This window comes from Stenotrophomonas sp. Steno-Z10-HUANG, assembly GCF_056393075.1.
Map to the genome: position 1 here is coordinate 363,742 of NZ_JBWJPA010000002.1, position 19,361 is coordinate 383,102.

14 protein-coding genes and 1 tRNA gene are annotated in these 19,361 nt (G+C 68.6%); all 15 read right to left on the reverse strand.

Annotated features, from left to right (window positions below; genetic code table 11):
• Positions 1 to 36: 36 nt before the first annotated feature.
• The 15 genes from lpxK to AC06E6_RS04745 all read right to left on the reverse strand — a co-directional run bounded on the left by lpxK (position 37) and on the right by AC06E6_RS04745 (position 19,350).
• The gene (gene lpxK, locus AC06E6_RS04675; protein ID WP_313256148.1) at positions 37 to 1,059 is read right to left on the reverse strand and encodes a tetraacyldisaccharide 4'-kinase; all 1,023 of its coding nucleotides are present in this window, start codon (positions 1,057 to 1,059) and stop codon (positions 37 to 39) included.
• Positions 1,059 to 2,804: a lipid A export permease/ATP-binding protein MsbA gene (gene msbA / locus AC06E6_RS04680; RefSeq protein WP_478060444.1), complete on the reverse strand. Its 1,746-nt coding sequence runs from the start codon at positions 2,802 to 2,804 to the stop codon at positions 1,059 to 1,061. Before msbA ends, lpxK begins: the two co-directional genes overlap by 1 nt.
• Entirely contained in the window at positions 2,801 to 3,223 is a 423-nt protein-coding gene (locus tag AC06E6_RS04685) for an ExbD/TolR family protein (RefSeq protein WP_313232994.1), read from the reverse strand. The genes msbA and AC06E6_RS04685 overlap by 4 nt, the downstream gene beginning before the upstream one ends.
• Before the next feature lie 6 nt (positions 3,224 to 3,229).
• Positions 3,230 to 3,880 (reverse strand): MotA/TolQ/ExbB proton channel family protein, encoded by a 651-nt coding sequence (locus tag AC06E6_RS04690; RefSeq protein WP_478060445.1) that lies wholly within the window; start codon positions 3,878 to 3,880, stop codon positions 3,230 to 3,232.
• A gap of 3 nt (positions 3,881 to 3,883) precedes the next feature.
• Positions 3,884 to 6,190 (reverse strand): ComEC/Rec2 family competence protein, encoded by a 2,307-nt coding sequence (locus AC06E6_RS04695; RefSeq protein ID WP_478060446.1) that lies wholly within the window; start codon positions 6,188 to 6,190, stop codon positions 3,884 to 3,886.
• Between the two features lie 324 nt (positions 6,191 to 6,514).
• Entirely contained in the window at positions 6,515 to 8,623 is a 2,109-nt protein-coding gene (gene pnp, locus AC06E6_RS04700; protein WP_478060448.1) for a polyribonucleotide nucleotidyltransferase, read from the reverse strand.
• Between the two features lie 146 nt (positions 8,624 to 8,769).
• Positions 8,770 to 9,030 carry a 30S ribosomal protein S15 gene (rpsO, locus tag AC06E6_RS04705; protein WP_104938577.1) on the reverse strand — a complete coding sequence of 87 codons (261 nt, stop codon included), beginning with the start codon at positions 9,028 to 9,030 and terminating at the stop codon, positions 8,770 to 8,772.
• Between the two features lie 184 nt (positions 9,031 to 9,214).
• Positions 9,215 to 10,126: a tRNA pseudouridine(55) synthase TruB gene (gene truB / locus AC06E6_RS04710; protein ID WP_478060450.1), complete on the reverse strand. Its 912-nt coding sequence runs from the start codon at positions 10,124 to 10,126 to the stop codon at positions 9,215 to 9,217.
• Between the two features lie 430 nt (positions 10,127 to 10,556).
• Complete coding sequence (rbfA, locus tag AC06E6_RS04715; RefSeq protein WP_104938575.1) at positions 10,557 to 10,949, reverse strand: 30S ribosome-binding factor RbfA; 393 nt, start codon at positions 10,947 to 10,949, stop codon at positions 10,557 to 10,559.
• A 75-nt stretch (positions 10,950 to 11,024) separates the two neighbouring features.
• Positions 11,025 to 13,658, reverse strand: coding sequence for a translation initiation factor IF-2 (infB, locus tag AC06E6_RS04720; protein WP_478060452.1), 2,634 nt, complete (start codon positions 13,656 to 13,658; stop codon positions 11,025 to 11,027).
• A 95-nt stretch (positions 13,659 to 13,753) separates the two neighbouring features.
• On the reverse strand, positions 13,754 to 15,265 hold the full coding sequence (nusA, locus tag AC06E6_RS04725) for a transcription termination factor NusA (protein ID WP_161613139.1): 1,512 nt from the start codon (positions 15,263 to 15,265) through the stop codon (positions 13,754 to 13,756).
• A 4-nt stretch (positions 15,266 to 15,269) separates the two neighbouring features.
• Positions 15,270 to 15,860 (reverse strand): ribosome maturation factor RimP, encoded by a 591-nt coding sequence (rimP, locus tag AC06E6_RS04730; RefSeq protein WP_054664883.1) that lies wholly within the window; start codon positions 15,858 to 15,860, stop codon positions 15,270 to 15,272.
• A 196-nt stretch (positions 15,861 to 16,056) separates the two neighbouring features.
• A tRNA-Met gene (locus AC06E6_RS04735) sits at positions 16,057 to 16,133 on the reverse strand.
• A 207-nt stretch (positions 16,134 to 16,340) separates the two neighbouring features.
• Positions 16,341 to 17,801 carry an NADH-quinone oxidoreductase subunit NuoN gene (nuoN, locus tag AC06E6_RS04740; RefSeq protein ID WP_104940172.1) on the reverse strand — a complete coding sequence of 487 codons (1,461 nt, stop codon included), beginning with the start codon at positions 17,799 to 17,801 and terminating at the stop codon, positions 16,341 to 16,343.
• 37 nt (positions 17,802 to 17,838) lie between these two features.
• Positions 17,839 to 19,350 carry an NADH-quinone oxidoreductase subunit M gene (locus tag AC06E6_RS04745; RefSeq protein ID WP_104938573.1) on the reverse strand — a complete coding sequence of 504 codons (1,512 nt, stop codon included), beginning with the start codon at positions 19,348 to 19,350 and terminating at the stop codon, positions 17,839 to 17,841.
• Positions 19,351 to 19,361 lie beyond the last annotated feature (11 nt).

The window sequence follows — 19,361 nt, forward strand, 5'->3', positions numbered from 1 at the left end:
CGGCCTGCACCGGCGCCGCCGCGCGCGGCGCACGCATCACGCCCGCGCCAGCTTGCCCAGGCGGTCCAGCAGCGCGACCCAGAACGCTGCGGGCAGTTCGGCCTGCAACGGCACCGCATAGTGCCAGTCGGTGGCGAACGCCTTGCACTTCACCGCGTCCTTCTCGGTCATCAGCACCGGCAGCTCGCTGCCGAAGGACAGGTCCGATGCCTGGTAGCGGTGGTGGTCGGCGAACGCATGCGGCACCACGCCGATGCCGCGGGTGCGCAGCATCTGGAAGAAGCGCTGCGGATGGGCGATGCCGGCCACGGCATGCACCCGCTGCCCGGCGAAACCCTGCAGCGAACGCTCGCGCCCGCCACGCAGCGGGCGGGCGCTGTCGATGCGCAGGCGCATCGTCCATTCACCGAACCCGGCCCCCGGCGGGACCTCACCGGCATCGCTGGCCTGGCCCAGGTTGACCACCCGGAAATCGCAGTCGCGCGCCCGCGCCACCGGTTCACGCAGCGGGCCGGCCGGCATCAGCAGGCCGTTGCCGTAGCGCCGCTGCGCATCGACCACTTCGATCTCGATGTCGCGCGCCAGCCGGTAGTGCTGCAGGCCATCGTCGCAGACCACCACGTCGCAGCCGGCCTCGAGCAGCGCCCGCGCCGCGGCGACGCGATCCCGGTCCACGCGTACCGGCACGCCCGTCTTCCAGGCGATCAGCAGCGGCTCGTCGCCGGCCAGTTCCGGCGCCAGTTCCGGGGTGACCCAGCGGGCGCTGCCGGCATCGTCGCGGCCGTAACCGCGGCTGGCCACGCCCGGCTTCCAGCCTGCCTCGCGCAGGCGCTCGACCAGCGCGATGGTCAGCGGCGTCTTGCCGGTGCCGCCGGCGGTGATGTTGCCGACCACGATCACCGGCACCGGCACCTGGCGGCCGCGCAGCCAGCCGCGGCGGTACAGCCCGCGGCGCAGGCCGGCGACCGCGGCATACAGCGGCGCCAGCAGGCGGGCCGTCCACGGCACCGGGGCGCCGTCATACCACCATGGCGGCGTCTGCGTTCCCTTGCCGGCCATCAGACCTGCCTTTCCCGGAACTGCATCCGGTAGAGGTGTTCGTACAGCCCGCCCAGCGCCAGCAGCTCCTGGTGGGTGCCGCGCTCGACGATCCGCCCCTGGTCCATCACCAGCACCTGGTCGGCATGCTCGATGGTGGACAGGCGGTGCGCGATCACCAGCGTGGTGCGGTCGGGCATCAACCGCTGCAGCGCATCCTGCACCAGCCGTTCGGACTCGTTGTCCAGTGCCGCGGTGGCCTCGTCCAGGATCAGGATCGGCGCATCCTTGAGCATGGCGCGGGCGATCGCCAGGCGCTGGCGCTGGCCGCCGGACAGGCGCCCGCCCTTGGCGCCGACCTGGGCATCCACGCCCTGCGGCAGCTGCTCGACGAATTCGCGCGCGTTGGCGCCGGCGATGGCCTGTTCCAGCTGCTCGGCGCTGCGGCCCTGCAGTTCGCCGTAGGCGATGTTCTGGGCGATGCTGCCATCGAACAGCACAACCTGCTGCCCGACCAGCGCGATCTGCCGGCGCAGGTCGGCCAGGCGGTACTCCTGCACGGGATGTCCATCGAGCAGGATCTGCCCGGACTCGGGCTCGTAGAAACGCGGAATCAGCTTGATCAGGGTCGACTTGCCGCTGCCCGAGCGGCCGACGATCGCCGTCACAGTACCGGGACGGGCGACGAAACTGACGCCCTCCATCGCCGGCCGGGCCTGGCCCGGGTAGCGCGCGGTGACGTCGCGGAATTCCAGCAGGCCCTCGGCCCGCTGCAGCCCGCGCGTGCCCGCGTCCGGTTCGTCCTGGGCATCGAGCACCACGAACAGGCGCTGCGCCGAGGCGATGCCGCGCTGGGTCATGTTCTGCACGTTGGTCAGCTGCTTGAGCGCGGGGATGATCGTCATCATCGCCAGCATCATCGACACGAAGTTGCCCACCGACAGGCGCCCGGCGGCGGCCTCGTGGCCGGCGATCAGCAGCAGCGACGCCAGGCCGACCGCACCGATCAACTGCACCATCGCAGAGGAGATGCTGCGCGTGGCTTCCACCTTCATCGCCAGCTTCAGGTTGGTGTCGGCCAGGCCGCCGTAGCGCGCCAGCTCGCTGCGCTGCGCACCGTAGATCTTCACCTCCTGGTGGCTGGACAGGGTCTGGTCCGCGGCCTGCAGCAGTTCCGCGCCACTTTCCTGGATGCGGTGGCTGATGCGCCGGTAGCGCTTGGCCACCTTGTTCATCACCCATGCCAGCGGCGGCGCCAGCACGAAGATCGCCAGCGTCACCTGCCAGCTGTACCACAGCATCGCCGCCAGCGAGACCAGCACCTGCAGGGATTGCTGCAGCACCACCTTCATGGCGTCGACCGCGGCCTGCGCCACCTGGTCGCTGTCCGAACCGAGCCGCACCAGCATCGACGGCACCGGCTCGGTATCGAACTGCAGTCCGGGCAGGTGCAGGTATTTGTCCAGCACCCGCACGCGCAGGTCGCGGGCGATGCTGCGCGCGGCCCTGCCCATGCCGATGTCGGTCAGGTAACCGGCGATGCCGCGCAGCAGGAACAGGCCGATGATGGCCAGCGGCATCCACCCGTTGATGTCCTTCGGATTCACCAGGTTGTTGGTGATGGGGCTCATCAGCATGAGGAACCCACCACCGGCCGCGGCCTCGATCAGCATGCCCAGTGCGGCCATCATCAGCAGCCCGCGGTAGGGCTGCGCGAACCCCAGCAGGCGCCGGTAAGTCTGCCAGGGTGTTTCGCTGAGGCTCATCGCTGCGCCTCCGGTGCCGTGGCGATGGCGATGCGGCGGAAGCCGAGCTGCCCCAGGGCGTCCTGCACGGTGACCACCGCCTGGTACGGCGTGCGCGCGTCGGCGCGCAGCAGCACGGTCTGCCCGCGGTCATCGCCGGCGACCTGGACGATGGTCCGCTTCACCGATTCCACGTCGGTGCGCAGCACCTCGCGGTCGTTGATGAAATAACGGCCATCGGCATTGACCAGCACGCTGAGCGAGCGCGGTGGCTCGGCATTGCGCTGGTCGCTGGCGGTCGGCAGCTGCACCTGCAGGGTGGAGCGTGCGTCGAAGGTGGTGGTGACCACGAAGAAGATGATCAGCACCAGGATCACGTCGATCAGCGGCACCAGATCGATATGCGGCTCTTCCTGGGCCCGGTCGTTGCGGATGCGCATGCGGGGTCAGGCCTTGGCCACTGCCGCGGCCGGCTTGGCCGCGGCCATCACCGCAGGGCGGCCGTCCAGGGTATCCAGCAGCGCGCCGGCTTCGTGTTCCATCTCGATCACGTAACCGTCCACGCGCGCGCGGAAATAGCGGTGGAACATCAGCGCGGGGATGGCCACGATCATGCCGGTGGCGGTGCACACCAGGGCCTTGCCGATACCGCCGGCCAGCTGGTTCACGTCGCCCACGCCATGGTCGAGGATGCCCAGGAACATCTGGATCATGCCGATCACCGTGCCGAGCAGGCCAAGCAGCGGGCCGGCCGATGCGATGGTACCCAGCGCGTTGAGGTAACGCCCCATCCGGTGCACCAGGTGGCGGCCGGTGTCCTCGATGCGCTCGCGGATCTGGTCGCGCGGGCGGTTGCGGGCTTCCAGCGCCGCGGCCAGCAGCGCGCCCAGCGGCGAGTTCGCGCGCAGCGATTCGATGTGGGAAGCATCCAGCTTGCCGCGCGCGGCCCAGTTGCGCACTTCCTGCCCCAGCCCGGGCGGCAGCACCTCGTTACGCCGCAGGCTCCAGAAGCGCTCCAGGACAATCGCCAAAGCCAGTACGCCCAACAGCAGCAGCGGCACCATCGGCCAACCGCCGGCCTTGACCAGTTCCCACACGTTTCAACCCTCCGGCAAGACAGCCGTCTTTTCATCCGCCGATAGGATAACAGCCGCCCGCGCCCGCCCAGCAGCATCCCACAGGCGACGACGCCACGGCCGGCGCTCGCGCACCTGCAGGCCCTGCGCCCCCAGCCAGACCCTGACCGCGCCGCTCGCCGGCGTCGCCAGCACCTCGGCCCCCGCCCCCTGCCAGCGCTCGACCACCTCCGCCCGCGGATGGCCGAAACGGTTGCCGTGCCCGGCCGACAGCAGCACCAGGCGCGCGCCGGTGGCCGCCACGAATCCCGGCCGGGACGAGCCGGCGCTGCCATGGTGCGGGGCCACGACCACCTCGGCCCGCAGCGCCGGGCGCTGCCGGCGCACCAGGCCGGCCTCGATGACCTCGCCGATATCCCCTGCCAGCAGCATCGCGCCATGAGCGGAACGTATCCGCAGCACGCAACTGGACTCGTTGCGCAGGTAGGGAAAGCCGGCAGGCGGATGCAGGTATTCGAACTGCACGCCATCCCACTGCCAGCGCAGGCCGGCGACGCAATCACGTGACGGTATCGACGGTTGCATACCCGGCGGCGCATGCCAGGCCATGACCGGTAGCGCCGCGCGGACGGCGGCGATGCCGCCGGCGTGATCGTTGTCGCCATGGCTGACGACCACCGCATCGAGCCGCCCCACGCCCAGGGCGCGCAGCGCCGGCACGACCACCCGCGCACCGGCGTCGAAACCGTCGCGCACCGCCGGCCCGGCGTCATAGAGCAGGCGGTGGCCGCGGGTACGCACCAGCACCGCCAGCCCCTGGCCGACGTCGAGCAGCACCAGCTCGACCTCGCCATGCCGCGGAAGCTCACGCCCCGGCCACAGCAGCGGCAACCACAGCAGCAGTGCCAGTGATTTGCCCGGGATCGCACGCGGCAGCAGCAGCCAGCCCGCGCCGGCCAGCGCGAGCGGCAACGCGGGACCGGCCGCCTCCGGCAGCCACCACAGGGCGAAGCGGCTGCCCCCCAGCCACGACAGCGCGGACCAGCTCAGCTCGAAGCACCAGGCCGAGGCGCGCCACGGCCCGCTGCCGGCCCCCGCCAGCAGCGCCTCCAGCCCCGTCCCCAGCAGGGCCAACGGCACCACCACCAGACTCCACCACGGGATCGCCAGCAGATTCGCCAGCGGGCCGGCGAGCGAGGCCTGGTCGAACAGCACCGCGGTCAGCGGCAACAACCCTATCATTGCCACCGACTGCGCGGACAGGAAGCCACGCAGCCAGTGCATGCGTTCGGGAAGGCACCAGGCCAGCCAGGCCACGCCGGCGAAGCTCAGCCAGAACCCGGCGGTCAGCATCGCCAGCGGATCCCAGCCGAGCACCAGCAGCGCGGCGAGCGCCAGCGCACCGAAAACGCTGGCCGGGCGGCGCCACAGCCTGGCCAGTGCCACCACGGCCACCATCAGCACCGTGCGCACCGTGGGCAGGGCGAAACCGGCCACGGCCGCATAGCCGACGGCCCCGGCCACCGCGGCGAGGGCCGCGGCATGGGAACGCGGGCAATACCGCCCCAGCCAGGGAAGCAACCACCAGGCCGCGGAGGCGGCCAGGGCGATGAAGCCGGCGACCATGCCGACGTGGAAGCCTGAAATCGCGATCAGATGGGTCAGGCCGGTGGCGCGCAGCATGTGCCAATCGCCCTCGTCCAGCGCCCGGGTATCGCCCACGGCCAACGCTCGTACGTAGCGCGAGGCCGGGGTTTCGATGGCAGCGTCGATCCGCCCGGCGATGCGTTCGCGCCAGGCATCGATCCCACGCGGGGGCGCCAGTCGCCGCCCGCTGCCGCTCACCACCAGCCCGGTAGCGGCGATCCGCCGGGCCAATGCATTGCGCTCGGCGTCGAACCCGCCGGGGTTGGCGAGCCCGCGGGGGGCCCGCACCCGCACCTGGAACCGCCAGCGGGCGCCGGCCTGCAGCGCCAACCGGGGGCCCGGTCGGGTGCTCCCGAAATCGTCGTACCAGGCCAACTGCAGCAGCCGTCCGCGCAGTGCGTCAGGCTGGGCCGCGTCGCCATCGACCCGGAACCGGAAGCGCGTCCGCCTGGGCTCCACTTCCGGCAGCGACGCCACGGTGCCGGCGACGGACACCACGCTGCGTTCCAGCGCCGGCGGCAGCTGCGCCTGCAGCGCCCAGCCGGCCTGCAGCGCCGCCCAGCCGGCCCCTGCCAGCAACGCCCCACAGCACGGTGCACGGCCCGCCGCCCAGAGTGCCAGCCCGGCCAGCAGCGCGCTCCAGCGCACCCCGGGCGGCGGCAACCCCGGCATCCACAGCATCATGCCGACGCCGGCCAGAAAGCAGGCCGCGGCAGCCTTGCCCAAGCGCGGGCAAGCCCGCGTACCGGTGGCAGGGCGCAGCGCCCGAATCCAGTCGCGGCGTCGCTTGCACACGGCCCATCCCCTTCCGCCAGCCCGCCCCCATGCTGCCCGGGCGATGGCGCGCCCGCCGTAGGCCGGTCACGCATCCACGATGCAGGAAATGCCGTGCCGTGGCTTGGGCCAGCCCGCAGCGTCGGGCCTGCAGGAAAACGCCGCCGCGGAAACCGCGCAAAAGAAAAGCGGGCCAGAGGCCCGCTTTTCCGGATGCAGCACAGGTACCCGGGCTTATTCGGCCGGGGCGCCCTCGCCTTCCTCGACGGCCTTCATCGACAGGCGGATGCGGCCCTGCTTGTCCACTTCCAGCACCTTGACCTTGACCACGTCGCCTTCCTTCAGCTTGTCGCCGACCTTCTCCACGCGCTCGCTGGAAATCTGCGAGACGTGCACCAGGCCGTCCTTGCCCGGCAGGATGGTGACGAACGCACCGAAGTCCATGATCTTGGCGACCTTGCCTTCGTAGATGCGGCCCGGCTCGACGTCCGAGGTGATCTGCTCGATGCGGCGCTTGGCTTCCTGCGCGGCGGCGTTGTTCACCGAGGCGATGGTGATGGTGCCGTCGTCCTGGATGTCGATCTGGGTGCCGGTTTCCTTGGTGATCGCCTGGATCACCGAACCGCCCTTGCCGATCACTTCGCGGATCTTGTCCGGGTGGATCTTGATGGTCAGCAGGCGCGGCGCGTAATCGCTCAGCTCCTCGCGCGGCGCGGTCAGCGCCTTGGCCATCTCGCCGAGGATGTGCAGGCGGCCGGCCTTGGCCTGCTCCAGCGCCTGCTTCATGATCTCTTCGGTGATGCCTTCGATCTTGATGTCCATCTGCAGCGCGGACACGCCTTCGGAGGTACCGGCGACCTTGAAGTCCATGTCGCCCAGGTGGTCTTCGTCACCCAGGATGTCGCTCAGCACGACGAAACGGTCGTCTTCCTTCACCAAGCCCATGGCGATACCCGCCACCGGCGCCTTGACCGGCACGCCGGCATCCATCAGCGCCAGCGAGGAGCCGCACACCGAGGCCATCGACGAGGAACCATTGGATTCGGTGATCTCCGACACCACGCGGATGGTGTACGGGAATTCCTCGATGGTCGGCATCACCGCCAGCACGCCGCGCTTGGCCAGGCGGCCGTGGCCGATCTCGCGACGCTTCGGCGCGCCGAAACGGCCGCACTCACCCACCGAGTACGGCGGGAAGTTGTAATGGAACAGGAAGTTTTCCTTGTACTCGCCGGAGACGGCATCGATGATCTGGCCGTCGCGGGCGGTGCCCAGGGTGGTGACGACGATGGCCTGGGTCTCGCCGCGGGTGAACAGCGCCGAACCGTGGGTACGCGGCAGCACGCCGGCCTTGACGGTGATCGGGCGCACGGTGTCCAGGGCACGGCCGTCGATGCGGACCTTGGTGTCCAGCACCGAATCACGCATGGTGCGGTACTCGAGCTCGCCGAACTCCTTGGCCAGTTCGGCCGGGTTCCAGCCCTCGGCGGCGACGCGGCCGGCCAGTTGCTCGGTCACGTCCTTCTTGATCGCGGCGATGGCGTCGCGGCGCTGCAGCTTGTCGCGCACCTGGAAGGCGTCGGCCAGCTTGCCGCCGATGGCTTCCTTCAGCGCCGAGATCAGCGCCTCGTTCTTGGCCGGGGCGACCCAGTCGCTCGGCTTGGTGCCGGCTTCGACGGTCAGTTCGTTGATCGCGTTGATGACCTTCTGCATCTCGCGGTGGCCGAAGGTCACCGCGCCCAGCATCACGTCCTCGGACAGCAGCGCGGCCTCGGACTCGACCATCAGCACGGCGTTGGCGGTACCGGCAACGACCAGTTCCAGCTGCGATTCCTTCAGCTCCGACACGGTCGGGTTGAGGATGTACTCGCCGTTCTTGTAGCCGACCTTGGCGGCGCCGATCGGGCCCTTGAACGGGGTGCCGGCCAGTGCCAGCGCCGCCGAGGCGCCGATCAGGGCCGGGATGTCACCGTCCACTTCCGGGTTCAGCGACATCACCGTGGCGATGATCTGCACTTCGTTCTTGTAGTCTTCCGGGAACAGCGGGCGGATCGGACGGTCGATCAGGCGCGAGATCAGCGTTTCCTTCTCCGTGGCGCGGCCTTCGCGCTTGAAGAAGCCACCCGGGATGCGGCCACCGGCGTAGAACTTTTCCTGGTAATCAACGGTCAGCGGGAAGAAGTCCTGGCCTTCGCGCGCGCTCTTGGCGGCGACGGCAGTGACCAGCAGCACGGTGTCGTCCATCTTGACGATGACGGCGCCGCTGGCCTGGCGGGCGACTTCGCCGGTCTCAAGCGTGACGGTGTGCTTGCCGTACTGGAAGGTTTTGGTGATTTTTGCCACGGAGGGTGTCCTTGGGGATGCTGTCTGCGAATGGACCGTCGGCGACCCTTGTCACCGGCGGGCGGCCGGAGTTCCGGCCCTGGAGATGTTGCTGAACTGCAAAAACAAAACCGCGGCGCATCGCTGCGCCGCGGGGGGATTGTTGCTTAGCGACGCAGGCCAAGCTTTTCGATCAGGCCCTTGTAGCGCTCGACGTCCTTCTTCTTCAGGTAGTCGAGCAGGCTGCGGCGGCGGTTGACCAGCTGCAGCAGGCCGCGGCGGCTGTGGTGGTCCTTCTTGTGGACCTTGAAGTGTTCGGTCAGCTGCTCGATGCGGGCGGTCAGCAGGGCCACCTGGACTTCCGGCGAACCGGTGTCGTTGGCGCCGCGCTTGTTGTCTTCAATAACTTTCTGGGTGTCGATCGACATGATGTCTTCTCTGGATGCGTGGCCGGCAGGAACGTGCTGATGACGCACCGCGCAGCTCGCCGTTTAAGGAAGGCGGCCCGCCGACGGCGGACCGGTGCCCGGCAAAGGGCCGCAGAATTGTAACGATCCGCGCCTGCGGCCACAAGGCGCAACCTGTATCGGCGCCCCTGCCGGGCGCGACGGGTCAGAGGTTGAAACGGCGCTGCGGCGCCAGCATGCCGGCCGCATCCACCTGCCCCAGCCCCAGGGCCTTGCCGTCGTCGGCGAACACCGCCACCTGTCCGCGCGGCCACGCCGGCTCCCGCAGGCGCTGGCCCATGCAGAAGCGCTGCGCGCGCGGGGCATCCAGCTCGACCCGGCCGAAATGGCCCAGCCCCGCCTCCAGCGGCAGCAGCCATTCCAACAGCGCCGCGTCGTCACCGGCTTCGGCCAGCTCGCGCAGTGCGTCCAGGCCGATCATGCGCGGCGCCAGGAACGGCTCCACCCAGAGCCGCCGCAGTGCGGTGATGTGGGCACCGCAGCCCAACGCTTCGCCTAGGTCGCGGGCGATGCTGCGGATATAGGTGCCCGAGCCGCAGGTCACCCGCAGCCGCAGCCATTCAGGTTGCTGGTCCAGGACCTCGATCGCCTGCACGTGGACCTCGCGCTCGGGCGCCTCGATGGCCTCGCCGCGGCGCGCCTTCACATACAGCGGCTCGCCGCCCTGCTTCAGCGCCGAGTAGATCGGGGCGCGCTGGCGGATGTGCCCGGTCAGCGGCGCCAGTGCCTGGCGCAGCGCCTGCGGGTCGAGCGCCGGGACCGGACGCTGCCGCAACACCGCACCGTCGGCATCGTCGGTATCGGTGGTCGTGCCCAGCGCGATCTGCGCGTCATAGGCCTTGGCCGAGCCCAGCAGCAGGCCGGCGATCTTGGTCGCCTCGCCGAAGCACAACGGCAGCAGCCCGGTGGCCAGTGGGTCGAGACTGCCGGTATGCCCGCCCTTCTCGGCACGGAACAGCCGCCGTGCCACCTGCAGCGCGGTGTTGGAGCTCATGCCGGCAGGCTTGTCGAGCAGGACGATGCCATCCAGGCGGCGGAATTGGATACGGGGGCGCATTAGTTCTGCCTCGGTCTGCCTTGTTGCTGCGGTTGCAGTGGCCTTGCGGCCTTGGATCTTGGGGCGTCCTTCCACAGCGGCCCAGCCGCGGACAAACCCGCTGGCCGGCACGCAGGGATGGCGCCGGTTCTGGAAGAGACACGGATGTCCCGGCGGGCAATCCCATTCGGCGCAGCGGCCCGTGGCGCGCAACACGCCGGGCGCGCTGGCAGGGCGTGCTTGCCAGCCAGCAATGGCAGAGCGCCGCTCTGGACAACCTATGTCTGCACGGGCGAAGAAAGGTAACCCGCTGCTTGCGCGTGAGCGGAACCAGCCGCTTGCGCCATGGGCTGCCGCGGCCGCGAAACACCGCGGTCGCCCCCCGCCCGCCTCGCTCGCATCCATCCCCCGGAGGACACTTACCGCCGGGAGAAGACACACGCTCGAACGCTCAGGCCTTCTCGCCTTCCTCGCCATCGGTGCCGGGCTGCGCCGACTGCACATCCGGCAGGTCGCGCAGCAGGTTGTCGATGCGTTCGCCGCGGTCCACCGAATCGTCGTAATGGAAATGCAGCTCCGGCACGTGGCGCAGCTTCATCGCCCGGGCCAGGCCCATGCGCAGCTCGCCGGCCAGTTCGCGCAGGCCCTTGACCGCCTCGACCGAACGCTCCGGCATCAGCGCGGTGACGAACACCTTGGCATGGGCCATGTCGCGGGTGACCTCCACGTCCGAGACACTGACCGATGGCAGGCCATGCTCGCGCACGGCGGCATGCACCAGCGTGCCCAGATCACGGCGGATCTGCGCGGAAACTCGGTCGGTACGGTGGAAAGTCTTGGGCACGGAATCTCGCTCGTCTGGTTGTTGCGGGGAAAACGCGGCCGGCCCGCGTCGCGCGGGCCGGCCGGTACGGCGTCATTACAGGGTGCGCGGCACTTCGATGCGCTCGAAGCACTCGATCTGGTCGCCCGCCTTGACGTCGTTGTAGGCCTTCACGCCGATACCGCACTCGGTACCGTTGCGGACCTCGTCCACGTTCTCCTTGAAGCGGCGCAGCGATTCCAGTTCGCCCTCGAACACCACCACGCTGTCGCGCAGCACGCGGATCGGCTTGTTCCGCTTGACCACGCCCTCGACCACCATGCAGCCGGCGACCGCGCCGAACTTGGAGCTGCGGAACACGTCGCGGACCTCGGCGATGCCGATGATCTCTTCGCGGATTTCCACGCCCAGCAGGCCCGAAGCCACCTGCTTCACCTGGTCGATCACGTCATAGATGATCGAGAAGTAGCGCAGGTCGACGCCGTTGGATTCGATGATGCGACGGGCCGAAGCGTCCGCACGCACGTTGAAGCCGATGACCGTGGCCTTGGAGGCCACCGCCGAGTTGGCGTCCGATTCGGTGATGCCGCCCACGCCGGAGTGGATCACGTTGATCCGGATCTCGTCGTTGGACAGCCCCACCAGCGACTGGCTCAGCGCCTGCACCGAACCCTGGACGTCGGCCTTGATCAGCAGGTTCAGCACCTGCTGGCCTTCGCCCTTGCCCATCTGCGCCATGATGTCTTCCATGCGGCTGCCGGCACTGGCGACCAGGCGCGACTCGCGACGCTTGGTCTCGCGCTGCTGCGCCACGTCCTTGGCCAGGCGCTCGTCGTCGACGACCACGAAGTCGTCGCCGGCATCCGGCACGCCGGACAGGCCCAGCACCTGCACCGGGATCGACGGGCCGGCCTCGGCCACCTGGCGGCCGGTCTCGTCGAACAGCGCACGCACGCGGCCGTACTGGATGCCGCACACCAGGTAGTCGCCCTTCTTGAGCTGACCCTGCTGCACCAGCACCGTCGCGACCGGGCCACGGCCCTTGTCCAGCGAGGATTCGATGACCACGCCGCTGGCGCGGCCTTCGGCCACGGCCTTCAGCTCCAGCACTTCGGCCTGCAGCGAAATCGCATCCAGCAGGTCGTCGATGCCCTGGCCGGTCTTGGCCGAGATCTCCACCATCTGGGTGTCGCCACCGAAGTCCTCGGCCACGACCTGCTCGGCGAGCAGTTCGTTCTTGACCCGCATCGGATCGGCGGACGACTTGTCGATCTTGTTGATCGCCACCACGATCGGCGCGTTGGCCGCGCGGGCGTGCTGGATGGCTTCGCGGGTCTGCGGCATGACGCCGTCGTCGGCCGCCACCACCACCACCACCACGTCGGTCAGCTGCGCACCGCGGGCACGCATCGAGGTGAACGCGGCATGGCCGGGGGTGTCGAGGAAGCTGATGACGCCCTTGGGCGTTTCCACGTGGTACGCGCCGATGTGCTGGGTGATGCCGCCGGCTTCGCCGTTGGCGACCTTGGTGCGGCGGATGTAATCCAGCAGCGAGGTCTTGCCGTGGTCGACGTGGCCCATGATGGTGACCACCGGCGGACGCGGCACGGCGTCGCCCTGGTCGGCATCGGTGATGGCCAGCAGCGCGTCCTCGGCATCGTTGTTGCCGGCACGTACCGCCTTGTGCCCGAGTTCCTCGGTCACCAGCGCCGCGGTGTCATGGTCGATGGACTGGGTGATGGTGGCCATCACGCCCATCTTGAACAGCGCCTTGACCACCTCGCCGCCCTTCAGCGCGAGCTTCTGCGCCAGGTCGGCCACGGTGATGGTGTCGCCGATGGCGACCTCGCGCACGACCGGCGCGGTCGGACGCTCGAAGCCATGGTTGCCACCACCGCCGCGCGACTGCTCGGCGCCACGGCGGCCCTGCGGCGCGCGCGCGCCCGGACGGCCGCGGGAATTGCTGTTGTTGCCGCCGCGGCGCGCGCGGTCGGACGGCGACAGGTGCAGCTGGCCGCCGAAGCGGTTGCCGCCATTGTCGTCGGACGACTGCGGGCCACGCGCCTTGCTGCCCGGCTTGGCATGCGCGGCGCGATCGTCGCGCGCGGCGTGCGGACGGCTCGGCGAAGGCGCATGGCGCACGTTCTTCACCACCGGCTCGTCATCCTCGTCCTCGGCGGCGCGCGGCGGCGCCTTGGCGGCCTGCGCGGCCTCCTCGGCGGCCTTGCGCTCGGCCTCGGCACGCAGTCGCTCGGCCTCTTCGGCCGCCTTCTGCTGGGCGATCTGCTCGGCGCGCGCGCGGTCCTTCTCGGCGAGCATGCGCTGCTCCTCGAGATTGCGCTGGCGCGACTCCTCGAGCTTGCGCAGGATCTCGGCGCGCTCGGCATCCGCATCCATCGGCGCGCCGGCGGCCGGCTTGACGTAGGTACGCTTCTGGCGCACCTCGACGTTGACCGTGGTCTTGCTGCGGCCGGCGTTGACGGTCACTTCCTGCTGCGTACGGCGGCTCAGGGTGATCTTCTTCGGCGCGGCGTCAGCCTCGTCGGCGACCTGCTCGTCCTTGCCGTGGGAACGGCGAAGGAAACCGAGCAGCTTCACTTTCTCGGCGCTGGTCACGACCTGGTCGGGACCGCTGAACTTCATGCCGGCCTGGGCCAGCTGTTCCAGCAGTTTCTCCACCGGCGTGTTGACCAGTTGGGCGAGCTTGCGGATGGTGGTTTGCTGCGACATTCGGATCCTATGATCTTGTTGGCGCCCCCTCGATACGGACGAAGGCAGCGCGGAGTCTACGCCCTGAGCGGCTCAGGGCCCTGTTCATCGCTGGCTCATTCGCCGCGCTCCAGACGGGCGATCTCCTCGGCGCGGGCGGCCAGGACCAGCGCCGCGGCGCGCTCCAGGTCCATGCCCTCGATGCCGAACTCCAGGACTTCGTCGGCCGCCAGGTCCGACAGGTCCTCGCTGGTGCGCACGCCGTTCCCGGCCAGCGCATAGGCCGTGGCCTCGTCCATGCCCGGCAGCGCCAGCAGGTCCGCCGCCGGCACGCCTTCCTCGGCGCCCTCTTCCACCGCCAGCGCCTCGTTGAGCAGTGCGTCGCGGGCGCGGGCGCGCAGTTCCTCGACGATGTCCTCGTCGAAGCCCTCCACCGCCAGCAGCTCGCCGATCGGCACGTAGGCGATTTCCTCGACGGTGCTGAAGCCCTCGCTGACCAGGATGCCGGCGATTTCCTCGTCCACTTCCAGCTTGTCCATGAACAGCTGGCGGGCGACGGCCTGCTCGGCCTCCGACTTGGCGGCGACCTGGTCCTGAGTCATGACGTTGAGCTGCCAGCCGGTCAGGCGGCTGGCCAGGCGCACGTTCTGGCCGCCCTTGCCGATCGCCTGGGCCAGGCGCTCTTCGGCCACGGCCAGGTCCATCGAGTGCTTTTCCTCATCGACGATGATCGACTGCACCTCGGCCGGCGCCATCGCGTTGATGACGAAATTGGCCGGGTTCTCGTTCCACAGCACGATGTCCACGCGCTCGCCGTTGAGCTCGTTGCTCACCGCCTGCACGCGCGAACCGCGCATGCCGATGCAGGCGCCGATCGGATCGGTGCGGCTGTCGTGGGCGATGACCGCGATCTTGGCGCGGTCACCCGGGTCGCGGGCGCAGGCCTTGATCTCGACCAGCCCCTGGCCGACTTCCGGCACTTCCAGCTTGAACAGCTCGATCATGAACTCGGGGGCGGCGCGGCTGATGAACAGCTGCGGGCCGCGCGGCTCCGAACGCACCTCGGCCAGGTAGCCGCGCACGCGGTCGCCGGCGCGCAGCACGTCGCGCGGAATGCCCTTGTCCTTGGGGATGAACGCCTCGGCGTTGCCGCCCAGGTCGACGTAGATGTTGCCGCGCTCGGCACGCTTGACCACACCGGTCACCAGCTCGCCGACACGGTCCTTCCACGCGTCCACGACCTGCTGGCGCTCGGCCTCGCGCACGCGCTGCACGATCACCTGCTTGGCGGCCTGCGCGGCGATGCGCCCGAAGTCCGGGTTCTCGATCTGCTCCTCGATATAGTCGCCGACCTCGACGCCGTCGGCCTCCTCGATCGCGTCCATCAGGCGGATCTGGCGGTCCGGCGACTCCATCACCACGTCGTCGGCCACGACTTCCCAGCGGCGGAAAGTCTCGTAGCTGCCGTCCTTGTGGTCGATCGAAACGCGCGCGAGCACGTCCTGGTCCACATAGCGCTTCTTGGCCGCGGAGGCGAGCGCCGCCTCGATCGCATCGAAGATCACTTCGCGCGGCACGCCTTTCTCATTGGCGACCGCGTCGACTACCAGCAGAAGTTCCTTGCTCATCGGCTTACTCCGCGCGCGGCTTGCGGGCCGCGGTTTCGTTATTGGATTTGTTCCTGGCCGCGCTCCCCTGCCTGGGGGCCGGGCCGGTCGGTTTGGTCGGAGCCAGGCCAAGCGCGGCCCAGTCCGGAATGATGCGCGCCTTGTCGATATTGTCGAAAGCCGCCACGAACGGCTTGCCATCGACCACGAAGGTCACGGTGCCGGCATCGGCATCCACCGCGGCGATCTCGCCCTGCAGGCGGCGCCGGTTCTCCTGCGGCAGCTTCAGCCCGACCTTGGCCGACTCGCCCAGGTGGCGCTCGAACTGCTCCAGGGTGAACAGCGGCCGGTCCACGCCCGGCGAAGACACCTCCAGCGTGTAGTTGCCGCTGATCGGATCCTCGACGTCCAGCTGCGCGGAGACCTCGCGGCTCACCCGCTCGCAGTCGTCGATGTTGACCACGCGTTCGGGCTGCTCGGCCAGCGGCACGTCGATGTACAGACGCAGCGTGGCGCCGCCCGGCGCCGGCAGATACTCGGCGCCCAGCAGATCCAGGCCCAACGCCTGCACGGTGGGGCCCAGCAGATTCGCGATTTCAGTAGCCTTGTCGCTCACAGCCTGCCTTGATTTGGGTAATGGGAAACGGGAAGAACCGGCCGGACTTTTCGTTTTGCGGAAACAACAAAGGGCCCGACTGGGCCCTTTGTCCGGTATGAATCCGGTGACTGGATTCCGGTTGCAGGAACGGAAGCAATCGTTCCTGCGAGCCCAGATTCAGCCTTCCACAACAGATGTTGAAGAAGGCCGGAACTGGTAGCGGGGGCAGGATTTGAACCTGCGACCTTCGGGTTATGAGCCCGACGAGCTGCCAGACTGCTCCACCCCGCAGCAGAAGCGGAATTATGAAGTAATTGGACCGTTACCGCAAGTCTTTTTTACTTCATTGTTTCAGGGGATCCGGGGATTCCGCTGAAACCCGGAACGCTCCACGTTCCGGCTGACCATCCTGCGATGGCCCGGCGATACCGGCTTGCCGGTACCGCCCTCAACTCAGTGCGCGCATATTACATGAATCGCGCCGTTTTGTATCGCTTTTTATGACAAATGAGCAAATGCGTTGCGCATCCAGGCCAGCAGCGGCCCCAAGGCCACCGGCAGCACCAGCAGCGCCACGCAGTTCACGCCCAGCACGATGCCCAGGAGACGGTCATTGTTGCGCGGCAGCGGCTCGCCCACCGGCTCGTCGAAGTACATGACCTTGACCACGCGCAGGTAGTAGAAGCAGCCCACCACCGCGCTGATCACGCCCAGGATCACAAGCCACAGCAGGCCACCGTTGACCGCCGCGCCCAGCACCGCCAGCTTGGCCCAGAAGCCCAGGAACGGCGGGATGCCGGCCAACGAGAACATGGCGCACAGCATGAGCCCGGCCATCCACGGATTGCGCGCATTCAGGCCCTTGAAGTCGTCGATGCTCTCGGCCTCGAAGCCCGAGCGCGACAGCGCGACGATCACGCCGAAAGCGGCGGTGGACATGATCGCGTAGGCCACGGCGTAGAACATCGCCGACGAATAGCCGGCGGCGCCGCCGCCGGCCACGCCCATCAGCAGGAAGCCGATGTGCGAGACCGTCGAATAGGCCAGCATGCGCTTGAGGTTGACCTGGGCGATGGCCATCAGGTTACCCACCACCAGCGACAGCGCGGCAAGGCCGGCGAGCACGTACTGCAGCTCGCTCGACAACGGGCCGACGCCGGCTTCGAGCAGGCGATAGGCCATGCCGAACGCCGCCAGCTTCGGGGCCGAACTGATGAACAGCGCGATCGGCGCCGGCGCACCCTGGTAGACGTCCGGCAGCCACATGTGGAACGGCGCGGCACCCAGCTTGAAGGCGACGCCGGCGACCATGAACACCGCGCCGGTCAGCAGCAGCACACGCTCGTCCGACTGGGTGGCGGCGGCATGGATCACGTCCAGGTGCAGCGAACCGGTGGCGCCATACACCAGCGACATGCCGTACAGCAGCAGGCCAGAGGCCAGCGAGCCGAGCACGATGTACTTCATGCCCGCTTCGGCGGCCAGCTTGTTGTCGCGGTTGCTGGCCACCAGCGCATAGGAACACAGCGCCAGCAGCTCCAGCCCCAGGTAGACCATCAGCAGGCTGCCGGCGGAGACCAGCAGCATCATGCCCGCGGTGGCGAACAGCACCAGCACCGCGATCTCGCCCTGGTACAGGTTGCGCTCGCGCAGGTAGCTCCAGCCATAGATCAGGGTCAGGCCGCTGACCAGTACCACCACCGTCTTCATGACGTCGGCGGCGTTGTCGCGGATGAACATGCCATGGAACACCTCGCCCTGCCCGCCCACGCCGCCAAGCAGCATGGCGAAAGCAACGGCAAGGATGGCGACCGACAGGAAGTGGGTCCAGACCTTGTGGCGGTTGCTGATGAACAGGTCGAGGATCAGCAGGGCGAAGGCCCCGCCGATCACCACCAGTTCTGGCAGCAACGGCGGGAGGTCGGCGGCGGTCAACGGCAGTAGCGTCGGCGTTGTCATCATCAAATCCTGGAATCAATACTCTCGACGGGGCCGCTTACAGCAGCTTGCTCGATGCGATCTGCATCGCCAGCTTGGCGATGGAGGGCTCCATCAGTTCGGTCAGCGGACGCGGATACACGCCAAGCGCCAGCGTACCGACCGCGAACACACCCAGCACCAGCCATTCGCGCCCGTTGATGTCCTTCATCTCGGCCACGTGGGCGTTGCCCACCTCGCCGAAGAACACGCGCTTGTACAGCCACAGCGAATACGCCGCGCCGATGATCAGCGTGGTGGCCGCAGCCAGCGCCACCAGCGGCTCCCACTGGAAGCTGGCCAGCACCACCATGAACTCGCCGACGAAACCACTGGTGCCCGGCAGGCCGGAGTTGGCCATGAAGAACAGCAGCGCGAATGCGGCGAACCACGGCATCACGTTGGCCACGCCGCCGTAGTCGGCGATGCGACGGGTGTGCAGGCGGTCGTAGAGCACGCCGATGCAGGAGAACATCGCGCCGGACACGAAACCGTGCGAGACCATCTGCACCATCGCACCCTGCAGGCCGAGGCGGGCGGCATCGGCGTTGCCGGCCTCGCGCACCAGCCACAGCGCGGTGAACGTGCCCAGGGTCACGAAGCCCATGTGCGCGACCGAGGAATAGGCCACCAGCTTCTTCATGTCGTCCTGCACCAGCGCCACCAGGCCGACGTAGATCACCGCCACCAGCGACAGCGCGATCACCAGCCAGGCCCACTCGTGGCTGGCATCGGGCACGATCGGCAGGTTGAAGCGCAGGAAGCCGTAGCCGCCGATCTTCAGCGCGATCGCCGCCAGGATCACCGAACCGGCGGTCGGCGCTTCCACGTGGGCGTCCGGCAGCCAGGTGTGCACCGGGAACATCGGCACCTTGACCGCGAAGGCGATCAGGAACGCGAAGAACACCCAGGTCTGCTCCCTGGCCGACAGCTGCAGCTGGTACAGGTCGGCCAGCTGGAAGCTGCCGCCCTTGATGTACAGGTAGATCAGCGCCACCAGCATCAGCACCGAGCCGAGGAAGGTGTACAGGAAGAACTTCAGCGCGGCATAGATGCGGCGCGGGCCACCCCAGACACCGATGATCAGGAACATCGGGATCAGCATGGCTTCGAAGAACACGTAGAACAGCATCGCGTCGGTGGCGGCGAAGATGCCCACCGTCACGCCTTCCAGGATCAGGAAGGCGGCCACGTACTGGTTGACGCGCTTGTCGATCACGCCCCAGGCGCCGACCAGCGCCAGCACGCCCACCAGGGTGGTCAGCAGCACCAGCGCGATGGCGATGCCGTCCACCGCCAGGTTGTAGCCGATGCCGTAGGCAGGAATCCACGGATGCTGCTCGACGAACTGCATCACCTCGGCGGCGGTGCGGTCATAGCCGGTGAGCAGGCCGAGGCTCAACAGGAAGGTGAGCAGTGCCACCGCCAGGGACGCCCAGCGGGCAGCCTGGGCGTTGCGCACGGCAAGAATCAACGCACCGCCGAGGATCGGCAGCCAGATGAGGATACTGAGTAGGGGCCAGTTCGACACGTCTTCTTATT